Origin of the sequence: Agromyces sp. Marseille-Q5079 (assembly GCF_051016555.1) — a bacterium.
GTDB lineage: Bacteria > Actinomycetota > Actinomycetes > Actinomycetales > Microbacteriaceae > Agromyces.
In genome coordinates, this window is sequence record NZ_JBPEJF010000002.1 from 250,143 (window position 1) to 267,233 (window position 17,091).

The 17,091-nt window shown below is 70.9% G+C and carries 16 protein-coding genes; 1 reads left to right on the forward strand and 15 read right to left on the reverse strand.

The annotated features are described in order from the left end of the window. Positions 1-15: 15 nt before the first annotated feature. The 11 genes from ACR3IO_RS04915 to ACR3IO_RS04965 all read right to left on the reverse strand — a co-directional run bounded on the left by ACR3IO_RS04915 (position 16) and on the right by ACR3IO_RS04965 (position 11,694). Complete coding sequence (locus ACR3IO_RS04915; protein WP_434070057.1) at positions 16-633, reverse strand: YdcF family protein; 618 nt, start codon at positions 631-633, stop codon at positions 16-18. Further along, positions 630-1,730: an acyltransferase family protein gene (locus ACR3IO_RS04920; protein WP_434070058.1), complete on the reverse strand. Its 1,101-nt coding sequence runs from the start codon at positions 1,728-1,730 to the stop codon at positions 630-632. The genes ACR3IO_RS04915 and ACR3IO_RS04920 overlap by 4 nt, the downstream gene beginning before the upstream one ends. Next, the gene (locus ACR3IO_RS04925) at positions 1,727-2,857 is read right to left on the reverse strand and encodes an acyltransferase family protein (protein WP_434070059.1); all 1,131 of its coding nucleotides are present in this window, start codon (positions 2,855-2,857) and stop codon (positions 1,727-1,729) included. The genes ACR3IO_RS04920 and ACR3IO_RS04925 overlap by 4 nt, the downstream gene beginning before the upstream one ends. Before the next feature lie 16 nt (positions 2,858-2,873). Further along, positions 2,874-3,959: a glycosyltransferase family 4 protein gene (locus ACR3IO_RS04930; RefSeq protein ID WP_434070060.1), complete on the reverse strand. Its 1,086-nt coding sequence runs from the start codon at positions 3,957-3,959 to the stop codon at positions 2,874-2,876. Beyond that, positions 3,956-5,086 carry a hypothetical protein gene (locus tag ACR3IO_RS04935; RefSeq protein WP_434070061.1) on the reverse strand — a complete coding sequence of 377 codons (1,131 nt, stop codon included), beginning with the start codon at positions 5,084-5,086 and terminating at the stop codon, positions 3,956-3,958. The genes ACR3IO_RS04930 and ACR3IO_RS04935 overlap by 4 nt, the downstream gene beginning before the upstream one ends. After that, positions 5,083-6,075: a glycosyltransferase gene (locus ACR3IO_RS04940; protein ID WP_434070062.1), complete on the reverse strand. Its 993-nt coding sequence runs from the start codon at positions 6,073-6,075 to the stop codon at positions 5,083-5,085. Before ACR3IO_RS04940 ends, ACR3IO_RS04935 begins: the two co-directional genes overlap by 4 nt. Positions 6,076-6,254: 179 nt before the next feature. Continuing rightward, positions 6,255-7,229: a glycosyltransferase family 2 protein gene (locus tag ACR3IO_RS04945; protein ID WP_434070063.1), complete on the reverse strand. Its 975-nt coding sequence runs from the start codon at positions 7,227-7,229 to the stop codon at positions 6,255-6,257. Positions 7,230-7,260: 31 nt separating this feature from the next. Continuing rightward, positions 7,261-7,752 carry an acyltransferase gene (locus tag ACR3IO_RS04950; RefSeq protein WP_434070064.1) on the reverse strand — a complete coding sequence of 164 codons (492 nt, stop codon included), beginning with the start codon at positions 7,750-7,752 and terminating at the stop codon, positions 7,261-7,263. A gap of 2 nt (positions 7,753-7,754) precedes the next feature. Next, positions 7,755-9,056 carry a polysaccharide pyruvyl transferase family protein gene (locus ACR3IO_RS04955; protein WP_434070065.1) on the reverse strand — a complete coding sequence of 434 codons (1,302 nt, stop codon included), beginning with the start codon at positions 9,054-9,056 and terminating at the stop codon, positions 7,755-7,757. Positions 9,057-9,064: 8 nt separating this feature from the next. Then, entirely contained in the window at positions 9,065-10,660 is a 1,596-nt protein-coding gene (locus ACR3IO_RS04960; protein ID WP_434070066.1) for a lipopolysaccharide biosynthesis protein, read from the reverse strand. Further along, positions 10,657-11,694, reverse strand: a complete 1,038-nt coding sequence (locus ACR3IO_RS04965; RefSeq protein ID WP_434070067.1) for a glycosyl transferase — start codon at positions 11,692-11,694, stop codon at positions 10,657-10,659. Before ACR3IO_RS04965 ends, ACR3IO_RS04960 begins: the two co-directional genes overlap by 4 nt. A gap of 241 nt (positions 11,695-11,935) precedes the next feature. Between ACR3IO_RS04965 and ACR3IO_RS04970 the strand changes: the two genes are divergently transcribed. Beyond that, a complete protein-coding gene (locus ACR3IO_RS04970) occupies positions 11,936-13,252 on the forward strand; it encodes a UDP-glucose dehydrogenase family protein (RefSeq protein WP_434070068.1) in 1,317 nt (438 codons plus the stop codon). A 104-nt stretch (positions 13,253-13,356) separates the two neighbouring features. Here ACR3IO_RS04970 and ACR3IO_RS04975 read toward each other — a convergent pair whose 3' ends face one another. The 4 genes from ACR3IO_RS04975 to galU all read right to left on the reverse strand — a co-directional run bounded on the left by ACR3IO_RS04975 (position 13,357) and on the right by galU (position 17,072). Beyond that, positions 13,357-14,298 (reverse strand): nitroreductase family protein, encoded by a 942-nt coding sequence (locus tag ACR3IO_RS04975; RefSeq protein WP_434070069.1) that lies wholly within the window; start codon positions 14,296-14,298, stop codon positions 13,357-13,359. A 45-nt stretch (positions 14,299-14,343) separates the two neighbouring features. Then, positions 14,344-15,246 (reverse strand): hypothetical protein, encoded by a 903-nt coding sequence (locus ACR3IO_RS04980; RefSeq protein ID WP_434070070.1) that lies wholly within the window; start codon positions 15,244-15,246, stop codon positions 14,344-14,346. 120 nt (positions 15,247-15,366) lie between these two features. Next, positions 15,367-16,182 (reverse strand): HAD-IIB family hydrolase, encoded by an 816-nt coding sequence (locus ACR3IO_RS04985; RefSeq protein WP_434070071.1) that lies wholly within the window; start codon positions 16,180-16,182, stop codon positions 15,367-15,369. Further along, positions 16,179-17,072, reverse strand: a complete 894-nt coding sequence (galU, locus tag ACR3IO_RS04990; protein ID WP_434070072.1) for a UTP--glucose-1-phosphate uridylyltransferase GalU — start codon at positions 17,070-17,072, stop codon at positions 16,179-16,181. The genes ACR3IO_RS04985 and galU overlap by 4 nt, the downstream gene beginning before the upstream one ends. Positions 17,073-17,091: the final 19 nt, after the last annotated feature.

Here is a 17,091-nt window from a genome sequence, read left to right on the forward strand (position 1 = left end):
TCGCGGGTCGAGCCGTCAGCAGTCCGTCGTGATCAGCACCTTGGCGAACGCCGCCGACTGGTAGGCGTACTCCCGCGCCCATCCGGCGAGCGTGATCGGCTCCTTCGAATCGATCACCGCGATCGCGCCGTCGAAGCACCGGTCGAACAGCACCCTGGTGCGGGCGATGTGCGGTGTCCGGGTGATGACGATCACGCTGTCCCAGCCCTGCTCGCTCGCGAGTGCCGCGAGCAGTTGCGCCTCGCCGCGGGTCGTCGACGGTTCGGCGTCCACGCAGGTGACGTCACCGCCGGGGAGGTTGCAGTTGCGGTACCGCCCCGTCTCGCGGGGCGACTCGAGCACGTCGGTCGGCACCGAGACGACCATCCGGTCCGTCACGCCGTCGTCGATGAGCTGGCGGGCGAGCTCGAAGCGCTCGCCACGCGCCGGTCCGAGGATGAAGACGGCGTCGGCCCGCTCGGGCACGGCCGCGACAGGCGGGAAGACGTAGAGCGGAGCGCCGAGGCCTGCGACGAGCAGCACGACGCCGAGCAGGGCGCCGAGCGAGACCAGCAGGCGGCGCCTGAACACCGCGCTCGACCGTGACCGCACGCTCACGCGGGTTGCGGGCGCGGCGTCGGCGAGCGCCCTCACACACGCTCCTGCGTTCGGCCCTCGGCGCCCCCGCGCGTCTGCACGCGCGGCTTCCACGGCTTCTGGCCGAGGAAGGCCCAGCTCACCCAGCCGATGCGGCCCAGGGTGACCTCGAACAGCACGGGCAGCCCGAGCGCGGCGATCATGCAGACCACGAACACCGCGAGCTCGCCGTCGACGCCGATGCGGCCGAGTGCGAGCCGGGCGGCGGCGGAACCGAACACGTGCAGCAGGTAGATCGCGAACGCGAACTGCCCGAGCCAGGCCAGGGCGCCCACGCGGATCCAGTCGCGCACGAGGAGCAGCAGGAGCGTCGCGGCGAGGCCGACGGCGATCCTGGACGCCCGCTCCCCTGCGCCGGTGATGGCGAGCACGTCGACGATGTCGAACACCCGGAGCGCGTACACGACGACGAACGCGACGGCGATCGACGCGATGAGGCCGACGGGCGCGGGGTTGGCGACGTACCGGTGCACGCCGTAGCCGAGGAGGAAGAACGGCAGGAGGCGGATGGCGCCGTTCACGCTGAAGACGTCCCACGCCTCGGGCAGCAGCACGGCCACGTAGAGCAGGGCGGTCGCCGCGACGGCGATCAGCCAGGCCCTGCGAGTGCGCAGCAGCCCCCAGAGGTCCAGCAGGCCGACCGCGAGGAAGATGAGGAAGATGGCCTGCAGGAACCAGAAGTGCCCGGTGCCGTAGACGTACACCCGCCAGATCTCGCTCGGCGACCCCGCGACGTTCGTGCCCGGCACGAACGACTGCAGGATGAAGAAGGCCGTCCCGACCGTGACGAGCGGCACGAGCAGTCGTCGCACCTTGCCGGTGACCATGCGGCCGTACCCCGTGCGCGTCGAGACGGGGCGGAACGCGTACACGAATCCGGAGAGCGCCGCGAAGAGCGGCATCCGGATGTCCTCGAGGAAGACGTAGGAGAGTCGCCAGGCGGAGTCGTCGGCCACCGTCATTCCGCGCGTCGCGTCGCCGCCGATCACGTGACCGGCGACCATGAGGACGATCGCCAGGCCGCGGAGCGACTCGATGGAGAGATCGCGGCGTCGGGCGGTGCGCCGGACGGTGGTGGTCCCGACGGCCGTCACGGGGTCTCCCCCGTCGGCTGGGCCGGGGCCGGGTGCACCACGGCAGCCGCGGCGGGGTAGCGCGCCGCTCCGGCGATGCGCGAGCCGCGTCGCTTCGTCATCCAGGACGGCGGCACGTACAGCCAGCGTGCGCGCGAGGTGAGGCGCGTGAGGAGCACCGAGGCGATGATCGCGATCGTCATGACGGCGAGCTGGACGAGGATGCCGACCCATCTCGGCACCTCGATGCCGACCGCCGCGATGATGGCGGCGATCACGACGATCACGTAGAGGTGGAAGAGGTAGATCTGCAGGCTGGTGGCTCCGAGCGTGGACACGAACCGAAGCGGCCGCAGCCGCACGAGGTAGGTCGAGAGCATGATGCCGAAGACCACCGCCGAGACCTGGCCCAGCAGCACGCCGCCCGGCACGGGACGCAGCCCGAAGAGGATGAGGGCGACGACCACGGCGGTGAAGACGGCGAACGCCGTCAGCAGCATCCACGGCCGGACCCGGGTGGCGAGCTCGAAGAGCCGCTTCGAGTAGAGCGCCCCGACCAGGAAGAACACGAAGAGTCCGCCGACGCGATTCCAGCCGACGTTGTTCGCATCGAGGATCCCCGACGTGACGAGGGCCGACAGCACGGCGGCCGCTGCGACCTGCACCCCCGCGGGAACCCGGCGGAGCAGCCAGACGCCGAGCGTGAAGAGGAACAGCGCGTAGATGAACCAGTAGCTGCTGCTCGGCCAGACCGCGATGAGCAGGAGTCCGATGGGGTTCGTGGCCGGGAACTCGCCGAGCTCGCCGTTCACGCCCGGCACCACCAGGTAGAACACGAAGCGGATGACGGACCACAGGACGTAGAGGTACAGCAGCGGAAGCAGTCGCCGCCGCCAGAGGTCCGCGAATCCCCAGGTGCCGATCCTGTTGCCGAACAATCCGGCGATCAGGAAGAACGCGGGCATCGGGAACAGTTCGAGCGGGGCCTTCACCAGCCACGGGGTTCCGGCGATGCCGGCCGCCTGGAGGTAGAGCGCCGTGTGGTAGTAGACCACCATCACGATCGCGGCACCCTTGGCGAAGTCGACCCAGGCGCGCTTGCCCGTGTCCGGCTCGATGAGCCGCCGTCGCGGTGTCTCCGTCGTCATCGGTCCCCTCCTTCGGTCATCCTGCTGCGCTGCCGGGCACGAGTGCTCGCGTCCGGCGGCCGTTGATCGCGTCGAGCCACAGCGACTCCACGCGAGGGAAGACGGCGCTCGCGGAGAAGCGCTCGTCGAAGACCCGTGCACCCTCGGCCGCGATGGCGTCGAGTCGGCCGGGGTCGCCGAGGACGGAGGCGAGCGCCTCGCCCAGGGCGGCGGCATCGCCGGGCGGGACGACGACGCCGGCGCCGTCCCGGAGCACCGCCTCGATGCCGCCGACGTCGGTGGAGATGACGCAGCAGCGACGAGCGAGCGCCTCGAGGATGAACATCGGCATCGCCTCCTCGCGAGAAGGCAGCACCGCCACGAGCGATTCGTCGAGCAGCGCCATGAGCTCGTCGTGCGGCAGCGAGCCGACGAATTCGACGCCCTCCGCGGAACGATCGACCAGGTGCTCGTCGCGGACGGGGCCGGCGACGACGAGCCGCCACCCCTGCCTGGTGGCGCCGAGGTCGGCCCACGCGCGTTGCAGCACGTCGATGCCCTTGCGATACCCGACCACGCCGCCGAAGGCGACGATGGGCCGCTTGGCGGTGGGGATGCTGCCGGGAATGGCGTTCGGGACGAGTTCGATGCGATCGCGGTCGATGAAGCGGGCCGCGACCTCCGTGCTCTCCTCGGAGAGCGAGATGACCCGGTCCGAGGCTCGGAGCACGCCGCGCACGATCCCCGGCCTGCGCTCGGCGAACTCGGCGAACGAGCTGCCGTGCAGGTGCGCGATCGTCGGGATGCCGCGGGCCTTCGCCAGGCGCAGGAGCGAGCCCTCGCGGAGGAACGAACCGCCCTCGGAGAGGTGCCCGACGACCACCTGCGGCGTCGACCGCTTCATGCCCCAGATGCGGACGGCCGCCCCGGCCGCGAGTCGCGCCGCGGCGATGGAGTCGCCGGGATCGCCGCGCGTGACGATGACCTGCGTGTCGACGTGCTCGAACGGCCACCGGAGGTACCCGTTCACGACCTGCGTCATGCCGCCGGCGACCTCGCCGCCGCGACCGAGGTGGTGCACCATCGGCCGGCGCGCCGAGGTCGTGACGGCGGGCGCGCTCACGGCAGTGCCAACTCGGCCTGGGCGTCGACGAGGCCTTCGGCGGATGCCGCGCCTCGGAGGGTCTGCTGCACCTGGTCGCGTCGCACGGCGAGCCGGGCCCGCGCGTCGACCAGTTGCTCGAACATCTCGGCACGGCGCCCGGACAGGGCCTCGAGGCTCGCCACGATCTCGTCGGCCGACATGTTCCGGGTGGCCATGGTGATGTCGGCGATGCCGATCGTCGCGAAGTGGCGGTCGATCTTGTCCGATCCGTCGACGAGCGACCCGACGGGGATCGCGCCCTCGGTGAACGCCGCGATGATCACGTGCAGCCGATCGCTGAGGGCGATCGCCGTTCGGCGGTAGAGCTCGCGCAGCTTCGCCTCCTGCACGTCGTGGCCGGAGAGCTCGTCCCACGCGAGCACCTCGCCGCCGAGATCGCGGGCGAGCCGGTAGCTCGTCTCGTTGTCGACCTGCACCTGGGTCACGGCCCAGATGGTCAGGCCGTGCCGGTCGGCGTAGCTCCGCACGCCACGGATCCACTCGGACGTCGGATACGGGCGCGACGGGTCATCCGCTCGCATCGAGACGACCATCACGTCGCGGTCGCCCTCGCCGGCGGCGAACCCCGGAACGAGCTCGTCGGGAGCACCCTCGCCGAACGCGAGGTCGGGCATCGCCTCGCCGCGCCGCATGTACGCGGCCGTCGTGACGTCGCGCCAGAGGGTGAGGTCCGAGAGCGCGATGGAGGGCCCCATGATCGCTCGCGGCACCGGCGCGTAGTTGCGCGTTCCGACGCCGGCGCGGACGGCGCGGCCGCCGCGCAGGCGGATGGTCGCCAGCAGCGGCAGCATCGACACGTGCTCCTTCATGCCGATGAGCGTGAGCTGGATCTCACCCGGCTTGAACACGTACGAGGCCTCGCCCGCGACGGCCGCGGCCATCGCCGCGCGGTACCACGTCGTGAAGGATCGGTAGACGACGTCGTCGGGCGCGAGCCCGAGCCCCTCGTCGTAGCCGGCGGGCGAGTGCCCGACGTACACGTGCAGCTCGCCCAGGGGGCGAACCCAGTCGAGCAGCGGACGCCGGAGGATGATGTCCCCGACGTTCTCGTACTGCCCTCGTCCGACTGCGAAGATCTTGTTCATGCGGGTTCGAGGTCCCTCTCGTCAGCGGTGGTGGGCGGCATGGCGTAGTCGACGATGCGGCGATCGGCGACGAGGCGGATGGCCTCGGCATCGAACTCCTCGACCTCGACGGCGTGGCCGATGCCGAGTCGGTTCACAAGCTCTGCGATCTGGAGCTGGTGGTCGTCGACATGCTCGCCGCGGTGCAACCGCCTCGGGACCATGAGCGGGTAGATGCCGTGGCCGAGCAGCCCGATCAGGGTGCCGACGCCGGCGTGGGTGACCACGACCCCGGCCTCTCGCGCGTACCGCTCGAACTCGTGGGGGGCGATCTGCCCGAACACCCGGCCGGGGAGGTCGGGCCTGTTGTTCGTGGAGCCCAGCTGCCACACCGTGTCCTCGTTCGCGGAACCGCTCGCGAGCACGGCGTCGACGATCGAGTCGAACCGGTACCCCTCGATCGTGCCGAGCGTGACGAACAGCCGCTGGGTGTCGGTCGGGAACTCGCGGGGCGCCGAACCGTAGGTCGAGAGCACGCTCGGCTGCATCCGCCAGCGCCGCCCCGACCACGACTCGTGCTGCGTACGCAACGACACGCTCGGCACGGCGGCGAGGACACGACCGGTGGTCGACGGTCCGTCGACCCGGCACACGCTCTCGATGTAGGTCGCGGGAATGCCCCGCAGTCGGGCGACCGGGAGCACCGAGAGCGCGATCGCGGCCCCGGTGCTGACCGCCCCGTCGAACTTCTCGGCGGCCATGGCGCGGTTCACGAGCCCCACGGCCTTGACGACGCCGGCGTAGTCGCGCGGCCGGACGTAGGGCACGTAGAGCACGCGGCGGCCCCTGAGCAGCGATTCGCTCTGCGGCGTGCGGAACGTGATGAAGAGCGAGTCGTCGGATGCCCCGAGGAACGGCAGTTGCCGCACGAGTTCGACGAGGTGACCCCCGGTCGATGCTGCGAGTACCAGCTTTCGCGCTGCCCGAACTTCGACGGATGGTGAAGCCATGGACGTCCCCCTGCTCACGATTTCGAGATCTTGGATTCGGAATCGAAAGACGGCGGTGGCCTTCTCGCGATGAGACTAACCCGGGGTTTCTCCGGCGTGTGGGGATTTACAGAGACGTAACCCAGACTTCACGCGCCCGCTCCGCGAGCCGCTCGGCGTGGCCTCCGCGAGCCGCGGCATCAGCGCTCGGCGAGCTTCAGCAGACGGCGGTAGACGGGCTTCGACCACCGTGCCGAGGTGGCCAGCGCGAGGCGCCGCAGGTCTCGTCGGCGTGCCAGCTCGAGCAGGTCGCGCGTGGTGATGCGACCGCGCAACTCCCGGAAGAGGCGTTCCCCCTCGGCCGGCTCGTACGGCGCGAGCACGGCGTCCTTCGTGCCGGAGAGCACGATGTAGCGGCACACGAAGTACCGGTGGTCCTCGCTCTCGACGAGCTCGGGCGATGCACGCCTGGCCGCGGCCGTGACCGCGTCGCCGACGAGCGCGAGGGATTCCGCACGTCGGCTTCCGGAGGTGATGATCGACCCGCTGCGGAGCCGGTAGTCGTACACGTTCGCGTCGAGGAAGGCCACCGAGCCCGCACGGGAGAGCGCGTCGGCGACCATCGCGAGGTCGGAGTGCACGCGCGCCGGCACGAGGTCGATCCGCGTCATGAGGTCGCGGCGGAAGAGCTTGTTCCAGAGGTGCCCGGTGATGCGCCCCGACAGGAGCATGGACATGGCCCCGACGTTGTCGACCGGCGGCGAGTCGGGCACCGGAATCGCCCGCGTCGAGGCGCCGCCGTCGTAGACGAAGCGCGCCCCGGCGACGACGACGTCGAAGGGCCCCGCGTCGGCCGCGGCGACGAGGCGCTCGAGCGCCCGCTCGTCCCAGCCGTCGTCGACGTCGATGAACCAGAGGTACCCGCCACGGCTCTCCTCGATGGCGCGACGACGGGCCCGAGCGACGCCGCCGTTCTCGGGCATGCGGATGAGCCTCGCCCGCGGTTCGCGCTGCGTGAACGCCGCCGCGAGGGCGGCCGTGTCGTCGCGCGACCCGTCGTCGACGATGACGATCTCGACGTCCTCGAAGGTCTGGGTGCGCGTGTGCTCGAGCGCCTCGGCGATGAAGCCCGCGGCGTTGTAGACCGGCACGATGATGCTGACCCGTGGTGACATGCGTTCCTCGCCTTCAGAGCTGTCTGAGCTGTCAGAGCTGTCGCAGGAGCTTCGCCGGCGTGCCGCCGTAGAGGCCGTCGGGTTCGCAGTCGCGCGTCACGACCGAGCCGGCGGCGATCACGCATCCGTCGCCGATGTCGACGCCGCCGAGCACGATCACGCCGGCGCCGAGCCAGCTTCCGCGCCCGACGCGGATCGGTGCGCTCTTCGTGGCCCCCGCCCGCTGCTCGTGGCCGCCGAGCTCGTGCGTCGTCGGGATGAGCTGCACGTTCGGGCCGATCGAGGCCCGCTCCTCGATGACCACGTCGGCGTTGCCTCCGACGAGCAGGCCGACGTTCACGAACGCCCCCGACCTGATCGTGAGGCGATGCGGCGACCCCACGAACCGCACGTAGGGGTGGACCCGGGCGTCATGCGCCAGGGCGACGCCCGCGAGCTTGAGGATCCGTCGCCGCATCCGCTCGGACCAGACCGGACTGCCCCCGACGAGCGAGGCGAACGCTCCCGCGGCACGACCTGCCATCCTCAGGCCGCCGTCACGTCGACGGCTTCGTCCTCGACCACGCCGGGTTCGGCGAGTTCCGCGGCACCGGCGAGTCCGGCGAGGTTGGCTCGTGCACGCTCCTTCACGAGCGGCAGCGCCCGCGCGATCGACCTCCGCGCCGACGAGTCGTCGGGAAGCACGTCGTCGATCACGCGGATGACCTCGTCGGCGAACCCGGCGCGCGGCTCCACGCAGAGCTCGGGCGTGCCGAGCATGCGCATGAGGCCCTCGACCTTGCCCTGCGTCGCGAGGGTCAGGGCGGGCTTGCCGCTCCAGATGGACATGATCGCGAGGTGCATGCGGCCGGTGACGACGACGGACGCCCCTTCGGCGAGCCCCCTGATCGAGGCCGGTGTGCCGAGCGAGCGGATGAATCGCACGGGCGTGCCGTCGAGGCGGGAGACGACCTCCTCGCACGCGGCGAGGTCGTCGGCGTCGGGTCGGGACACGTGCGGGAGCACGACGACCGCGAGGCCGCGGTCGACGAGGTGCCGGATGATGCGCACGTACTCCGCCGCCTGGTCGACCTGCCCGCCGATGAGTCCGCTGACGTTCACGATCGCGTACGGCCGATCGAGGTCGCCGAGTCCTTCGAGGAGGGCGGGGTCGACGGTGGTCGCCGAGAAGACGATGTCGGCGACGTCGCGGATGCCGCTGACGCGGTCGCCGGCCGCACGCTCGGCCGAGATCGGGTCCCTGAGCATCGGCACCGCGCCCCGACGACTCGCTGCCACCAACGCACGGCGGGCCGCCACGCGGGCCTGGCCGTTCCAGCTGAAGCCGAGGATGCGCGTGTCCACCTTCGCGGCTGCGGCGGCGCCCGCGAGCACGGACCGTCGCACGGACGGGCGCAGCACGTAGCGTCCGTCCATGATGTCGGCGCCGACGACCGAGAAGCTCGCGGCGGTGCGGAGCATGACCCCGAAGCGCTCGATGTCGGCGGCGTGGGCGCGCCTGGCGCCGTAGACGAGGTCGGGCAGTTCGGCGACCGTGACCCGGCTCGCGTGCGCCGCCGGGACAGTGACCTCCGCGGCGGAGCGCACGATGACCGTGACGCGACCCGCGGTGCCCTCGAGGAACGCCTCGAACATCGCCTGGTCGCCGATGTTGCCGCCGCCCGGCGCCGCGAGGAGGAGGTGCTCGCCGTCGAGGCGGGCACCGGGGCGCCATCCCGCGCGCGCGGTCCGCAGGATGCGGCGGTGGTCGATCCCCGAGGGGATGCCGCTGGTCAGGTACGCCTCGCGGAGCACCCGGCGAGCACGGCGGACGGTTCGATCGATCATGGTTCCTCCTAGTGCGGTTCGCGCACGACGATGGATGCCGACGCGTCGGCATCGGCCTGGGGTGCCTCGGATGCCGCATCGGATGCCGCCTCAGGCGACGCATCGGGGTCGACGGGCCGCGTGGTCGCGCCGCCGGCACGACGGCCGAAGTGCCGCCGGGCCTGCGCGAGGGTGATGAGGTCGGCACGGAAGCGCGGCCAGATGAGCGCGACGAGCACGACCCATCCGATGAGCGAAGAGAGTCCGACGACGAGCCGGAGCACCAGCGCGTCGACGGGCAGCGCGAGCGTCGACGCCCACGAGACGCCGGCGCCGAGCCCGAACACGAGGAGCATCCGCACGCCGTTCAGGAACATCACCTTGGCCGGGGCGTCGGAGACCCTCGAGATCCAGATGAGGCCCACCGGCCAGATCAGCACGATCGCCGTCGTATAGGCCACCGCGACGCCGCCGACGCCCCAGTTCGCCCCGAGGATGATGAGCAGGATCATCGCAGGCCGGGTCGCCAGCGCGTAGTGCAGGTTGGCGCGGGCGAGCCCCTTCGACAGCATGACCCAGTAGACGGCGTAGCTGGAGGCCTGGAAGAACCCCGCGACGAGCAGCACCTGGAAGAGCGGGACGACCTCGAGCCACTGCCGGCCGAGGGCGAGTTCGACGACCGACGACGCCTGCGCGCCGAGGAACGCGAACGTGAAGCTCACGGCCATGAGGAGGATGGACTGGCCGAACGAGATGAACGCGTTGAACCGGTCGCGCTGGTCCTGCAGGCGCGAGAGCACCGGCAGCGCGACGCGCGTCGAGGGTGCGTTCAACTGCGTGAGCGGCAGCATCATCAGCTGGAAGGCCCGGTTGTAGAAGCCGAGCGCGCTCGCGCCGAAGCGCGTTCCGATGACCACCGAGTCGACGTTGGCCGCTGCGTAGCCGAGGAGCTGGGAGCCCAGCAGGTTCGCGCCGAAGCCGAGGAACCCGCGCATCGGGGTGCGCCGGTGCATCCATCCCGGGAACCAGCCGGTGAGCACGAGCAGCATGACGAGGCCGATGAGGCTGATCGCGAGCTGCTGCGCGGCGAGCGCCCAGTAGCCGAATCCCAGCACGGCGAAGACGACGCCGGCGGTGAATCCGACGGCCTGCGCGGTGCTGTCGACGACCGCGAGCCGGAGGAACAGCAGCTTGCGCGTCAGGTCGGCGCGGAACTGGGTCGAGACGCCGTTCAGCAGGAAGGTCGCCGCGAGGGCGATCGTGAGCATCTGCAGTCGATCGTCGCCGTAGATCGAGGCGATCACCCCGGAGAGCCCGCAGGCGAGCAGCGTCAGCACGAGGCCGATGCCGGAGTTCAGCCAGAACAGGTTGTCCTTCTGCTCACGGCTGACCGACTTGGCCTGGATCGCGGCGCTCGACAGCCCGAAGTCGCGGAAGATCTCGCCGATTCCGATGATCGCGGTCACCATCGCGATGAGGCCGTAGTCGGCGGGCGTCAGCAGGCGCGCGAGCACGACGATGCCCGCGAGCTGGATCGCCAGGCGCACGCCCTGCCCGCTCATCGTGACGAGCGCGCCGCGCGAGGCGTTGGCGCCGAGGCTCCGTGCGGTGTGCGGCTCGCTCATGCCCGCAGCCGATCGATCGCGGCGACGTAGCCGTCGAAGAGCTGACGCCCGATGTGGTCCCAGTCGCGCAGGCCGAGCTCGGGCTCGGTGCCGGCCGGGATCCGACGTGCGGCGGCGAGCCCCGTGCGGAGCGTCCCGGGCTCGAGGTCGCCCTCGTACTGGATGATCCACTCGGGGCCGACCTCGTCGGCGAGCGCTTGATTGGTCGGCGACGCCGGCACGAGCACCGGCCGGCCGAGCGAGAGCGCGGCGAGGAGCACGCCCGAGTTGTGCATCTGCTCGCGATACGGGAGCACGATGAGCTCGGAACGGGTGACCTCGTCGACCACGACGTCGTCGTCGACGAACTCGAGCCGGGCGGTGACCCGGGAATCGGCGAGGGTCGCCGCCTCGATGATCTCGCCCTGCCCTGCGTGCGGCTTGCCGACGATGCGCAGCGAGAGGTCGTCGCCCTCGAGGGCGGTGAAGCAGTCGATCAGGTGCGGCACGCCCTTGTACGGGCGGATGATGCCGAAGTAGAGGAGGCGACCGGGCTCGACCGGGGCCGCCGGGTACGCCGAGAGGCTGGACCGGTAGTGGCCGTGCAGCACGGTGATGACCTCGGCGCCCGCGGGCGGGACCGTCGTCGGGTTCAGCCGCACCACGAGGTCGACGGCCCTCGTGAACCTCGCGAGCGATCGGCGCTCTCCGGCGGAGCCCTGCTCGTGCGGCTCCATGTTATGCGCCGTCCAGACGAGCGGGATGCGCTTCAGGCGCAGGCGCAGCAGCAGCACGTCGAGGGCGCGCCGCAGGAGGAAGCGCCTCGCGGCGCTCCGCCGGCGGATGAGCAGCTCGGGCCAGTGCACGTGGAACACGTCGTAGCTGCCGAAGAGCGCCGTGCGCCACGAGAAGAACTCGATGCGGACCTCGGCGGGCGCCCCCTCGACCATCTGGTCGACGAACTGCGTGGTGCCGTCGGGCGGATGCAGCGAATGCAGGACCGTCAGCTCGCGGGTGCTCGCGCCTCGCGCCTCGGACGGTCGATCGTCGGTCACGGTTTTCGCGGAGATCGGCACAGCGCGACACCCCCAAAGGTCAGCAGTTGAGCGGGAACCAGGGAACGACGGTGAACCTGAGCACGACATTAGCCGCCGGATGCGCCGCGTCGGAGGGGGTTCGCTGGAACGACACCCAGATGTAACCGTCAGGAAACAACCCTTCACGGGGCTCTGCTAGAACTGGGGCAGGGTCGGTGGGGCGTCCAACGGTGGCCCCACCTTGATGAGAGGCGGCTACGTGCGAGTTTCAGTGATCGGATGCGGATACCTCGGGGCGGTCCATGCCGCGAGCATGGCGGAGCTCGGCCACGACGTGGTCGGGATCGACGTCGACGCCGCGAAGATCGCGCGCCTCGCCGCCGGAGAGGCGCCGTTCTTCGAGCCGGGGCTTCCCGAGCTCCTCAGGTCGGCGGTCGCCTCGGGGCGGCTCACCTTCTCGACGGACATGGCGGATGTCGCGGGCGCGTCGGTGCACTTCGTGGCCGTCGGCACGCCGCAGCTCAAGGGCTCGTACTCGGCCGACCTGACGTACGTGGACGGCGCGATCGACGGCCTCCTCGAGTACGTGGCGGCGGGCGACCTCATCGTGGGAAAGTCGACGGTGCCCGTCGGCACGGCCGAGCGCCTCGCGGCGCAGATCGCGGAGAGCGGCACGGGGGCGATGCTCGCCTGGAATCCCGAGTTCCTCCGCGAGGGCTTCGCGGTGAAGGACACGATCAGCCCCGACCGGCTGGTCTACGGCGTGCCGGCCGACCCCGAGGCCGCCGTGACCGCCGAGGCGATGCTCTCGGAGGTCTACGCCTCCGCGCTGGCCGCCGAGACGCCGCTCATCGTCACCGACTACGCGACGGCCGAGCTCGTGAAGGTCTCGGCGAACGCGTTCCTCGCGACGAAGATCTCGTTCATCAACGCGATGGCCGAGATCGCCGAGGTCACGGGCGCCGACGTCACCCAGCTCGCCGACGCCATCGGCCTCGACGAGCGCATCGGACGCCGCTTCCTCGGCGCCGGGGTCGGGTTCGGCGGCGGCTGCCTGCCGAAGGACATCCGGGCGTTCACCGCCCGCGCCGAGGAGATCGGCCGCGGCGAGTCGGTCGCCTTCCTCAAGGAGGTCGACGCGATCAACCTGCGACGCCGCCAGCGGGTCGTCGACCTGGCGGTCGACGCGCTCGACGGCGAGCCGAACGGCAAGCGGGTCGCCGTGCTCGGGCTCGCGTTCAAGCCGTTCTCCGACGACATCCGCGACTCTCCGGCGATCGACGTCGCGGTGCGCCTGCGAGGGCTCGGCGCCGACGTGATCGCGATCGACCCCGAGGCCATCGAGAACTCGAAGCGCCTGCATCCGCAGCTCGCGTTCAGCGACGACCTCGCCACGGTGCTGAGCGGCGCCGACCTCGTTGTGCTCGTGACCGAGTGGAACGAGTACCGCCACCTCGACCCCGTGTGGGCGGGCGAACTCGTCGGGGTGCGCTCCGTGATCGACGGCCGCAACTGCCTCGACGCGAAGGCGTGGCGCGCTGCCGGCTGGACGTACCAGGGGCTCGGCCGGCCCTAGCCGCACCGCGCACGGGCGCGTTCATCGCGCGATGCGATGCACACGAGCGGATGCCCCGACCGAGGTCTCGGTCGGGGCATCCGCTCGTTCGGGGCATCCGCTCGCTAGTGCGTGGTGAGCACCTGCGAGACGGGACGGCGGGGCGATCGGGCGACCCGGAAGCCCTGCTCGGGCGGGTAGCCGATCGCGATCATGCAGATGACGTCTTCACTGTCGGGGATGCCCGCCTCGCGGCGCAGCGCATCGGACTGCGCGTTCGTCATCGACCAGTTGAGCATGCAGGAGCTCACGCCGAGCCCGTGCAGCGCCCACACGAGCGTCATCGCGAAGAGCCCGCCGTCGACCCAGCGCTGGTTGCGCTCGGTCGCGCCGGCGAAGAGCCCGCGTTCGACGGTGACCACGAGCACCGACCGCACCTGGCTGCGGAAGCCCGCGTTGCCGTTCTGGTGGGCGAGGATGCGTGCCGCGTCGTCGGCACCGCTGAACGCGTGCACGCGCCCCGCCTGCCGGTTGCAGACCGAGGGCGTGTACGTCGTGAGGCGCACCGCCTCTTCGACGGTGGCCGCCTCGACCGGGCGCGTCTCGTCGAAGTCCCGCACGCTGTGCCGGGTCGCGAAGAAGCGGTCCATCTCGACGGCGCCGAACAGCGGCGCGGGCATCGCGGGTGGACTCACCTCGTCGTCGACCCCGCCGCCGCCGTTCCACGAGCCGAGCGCGCCGTGCGCGTCCTCGGCGAAGCGGAGGTAGGGCGCCTCCGACGCCTGGGCGCCGGCGACCGGGATCAGCATCGCGAGACGCCGCTCGACGGCCGCGCCGAAGGGCTGCTTCGGCTCCCTGAGGCTCAGCCCCTTCTCGACGCGGTGGTAGTCCTTCGTGAGCTGGGCCTCGAGGTTCACCCCGGAGACGACGGCGGTCACCGCCTCATCGGACGGTGCGGCCGAGTCCCGGTACCTCCGGTAGTCGCGCAGGAACTCCGAGTACATCAGCCAGCCCCGCTTGGCGCGGCGCACGGGCCCCCGCAGCGGCTTCTTGATCGTGTCGAACATCGAGCCTCCCTTTCGTCGTGATGTCGGTCTCGTGACGCGGCGCGCTCACCCCTCGGCGAGCCACCGCTTGAACGTCTGGATCATGTCGGTGCTCGTCCAGTCGGGCACCTTGTGGCCGCCGTCGTGGTACTCCACGCTCGTCTCCCTCGCGACCGGCTTGGCCTTCTCGACGAGCGCCAGCGTGTGCTGGGGCGGCGGCACGAGCGGGTCGGACATCGAGACGACGGTGCGGATGCGGGTGCCCGCCCACGACGACTGCGGCAGCCGGGCGGGGTTGGTCGCGACCGCGAGATCGCGGTTGTAGCCGTACACGGGCGGGATGCGCACGGGGTCCCGGTCGTACAGGTCCTCCATGTCGTACGCGGCGCTGGCCATGTACATGCCCCGCACGGCGGGCACCATCTTCGTGCCGTAGGCGTAGGACATCAGCGGCCCGCCGCCGGAGTTGGCGCGCATGAAGCTCACCGCGATCTTCCAGACGGCGCTCATGTACTTGACGCTGTTGCGGTGGGCGGCGAGCGAGGGCTCGGAGGTCCAGAGGCTCCCGCCGTAGTTGGCGCAGATGCACACGGCACCCGCGTCGACCGCCATCATGGCGCTCCACTTGTAGACGTTGGTGAGCGAGGTGTAGTCGCTGCCGTTCGAGTGGTAGTACCAGAGCACCCCGACGGATGCCTTCGGCGGCGACGCGTGCGGCACGAACAGGCGCATGCGGTCGCCCGCGTAGACGACGTCGATGGCCTCGTACTTCTTCTTGCCGATGCTGGTGACCTGCGTGTCGAGGCGGGAGACCTCGTAGGGCAGCTTCGGGATGGACGTGTAGGAAGGCGCCGCGAAAGCCGGCGCACTCGCCGACGCTGCTGCGGTCACGAGGCCGGCTGCGGCGCCGATGATGATCGTGCGGCGCCGAACGCCATCACTCCCCGCGGTGGGATGTTCGATAGGCACGTGTGGTCCGTCTCCCTCGCTCGATTCGAGGGCCGACGACGTCTTCGTGCCCCCGTTCCTTGGAACGTACCTCCGGCGCCGCCCGACCGAACCGGGCGGTCGCCAGAGTTAACACGATCTTCATTCGGTTTCCCGGCCCGCGATGACGCCCTCGATCACGCCGAGCGTGTCGCGCCAACCGCCGACGGCGACGCACGGCACGCCCGTCGCGATGACCGGGAAGTCGTTGCCGTCGGGGTCGAGGCGATCGCCGACGAAGAGCATCGACGACGCCTCGATGCCGGTCGCCTCGATGAGGCGGCGCATCCCGTAGGCCTTGTCGACGCCCTTGCGGGTGATGTCGATCGAGGTCGAGCCGCCCGAGCGCACCTCGAGGTCGGGGAGGTCGGCCTGCACGGCCGCCCGCAGCGCCGACTTCTTCGCGCCCGACGGGTCCCACTGCTGCTTGACGTCGACCGGCGCCTCCTGGCCGAGGGCCGAGAACGTCACCTGCGACCCACGGTGCTCGATGCGCGGGCCCCAGGTGGGTCCGTCGTCGAATCCGAGCTCTGCGGATCGCACCTCGATCGACCTCGTGGCACGCGCGGCCTCGTCGTCGGTGAGGTCTTCGGCGTAGACCTGCCGCCAGTCCCCCGACTCGAACCGCAGGTAGCGGGTGCCGCAGGTGGGCAGGAGGTGCATCCGCTCGAGGTCGGCACCCAGCTCGGCGAGCGGGTCGATCACCTGCGCCGTGAACTGCCCGAGGTGGCCGCCCGAGATGACGCAGACCTCGGTGACGTCGAGGAGCCGGGACAGCGCGTCGGCCATCTCGGGCTCGACGCGGCTCTTCGACGGCGCGAGCGTGTCGTCGAGGTCGAACGCGACGAGCCGCGGGCGCCCCGTGCCGGCCCCGGACGCCGCACCGTCGGCGCGGGCGTCCCGGGCCGACCCGGTCACGGCAGCGACGCGGCGAGCGGCTTCAGCCAGGCCGCGAGGTCGGGTCCGAGGTCGTCGCGATCGAGCGCGAGCAGCAGGACCGACTTGATGTAGTCGAGCCGGTCGCCCGTGTCGTACCGGCGCCCGCGGAACACGACGCCGTACACGCCGCCCGCGATCGCCTCGTCGGCGGCGAGCACCTGCAGGGCGTCGGTGAGCTGGATCTCGTCGCCCTTGCCGGGCGGCGTCTCCTCGAGCACGTCGAAGATCTCGGGGCGCAGCACGTAGCGGCCGATGATCGCGAGGTTCGAGGGGGCATCCGCTGCCGAGGGCTTCTCGACGAGGCCCGTGACGCGCACGACGTCGGGGTCGTCGGTCGGCTCGACCGCAGCGGCGCCGTACATGTGGATCTGGTCTGGTTCGACCTCCATGAGCGCGATCACGGTCGCGGCGCGCTCGGTGCTCTCGTCGATCATCTTCGTGAGCAGCGGGTCGCGCTCGTCGATGAGGTCGTCGCCGAGGAGCACGGCGAACGTCTCGTCGCCGACGTGCTTGCGCGCCCGGAGCACGGCGTGCCCGAGTCCGCGCGGGTCGCCCTGCCGGACGAAGTGGATGTCGGCGAGGCTGCTGGAGTGCATGACGCGTTCGAGCTTGGACGCGTCGCCCTTCGCCTCGAGCGTGTGCTCGAGTTCGGTGACGCGGTCGAAGTGGTTGGCGAGGGCGTTCTTGTTGCGGCCGATGATGACGAGGATGTCGTCGATCCCCGCCCCGACCGCCTCCTCGACGACGTACTGGATCGCCGGCTTGTCGACGACCGGGAGCATCTCCTTCGGCATTGCTTTGGTGGCCGGCAGGAATCGGGTTCCGAGACCTGCGGCCGGAATCACGGCTTTCATCGTTGTTCTCCCCATTCGGCGACCGTATCCACCG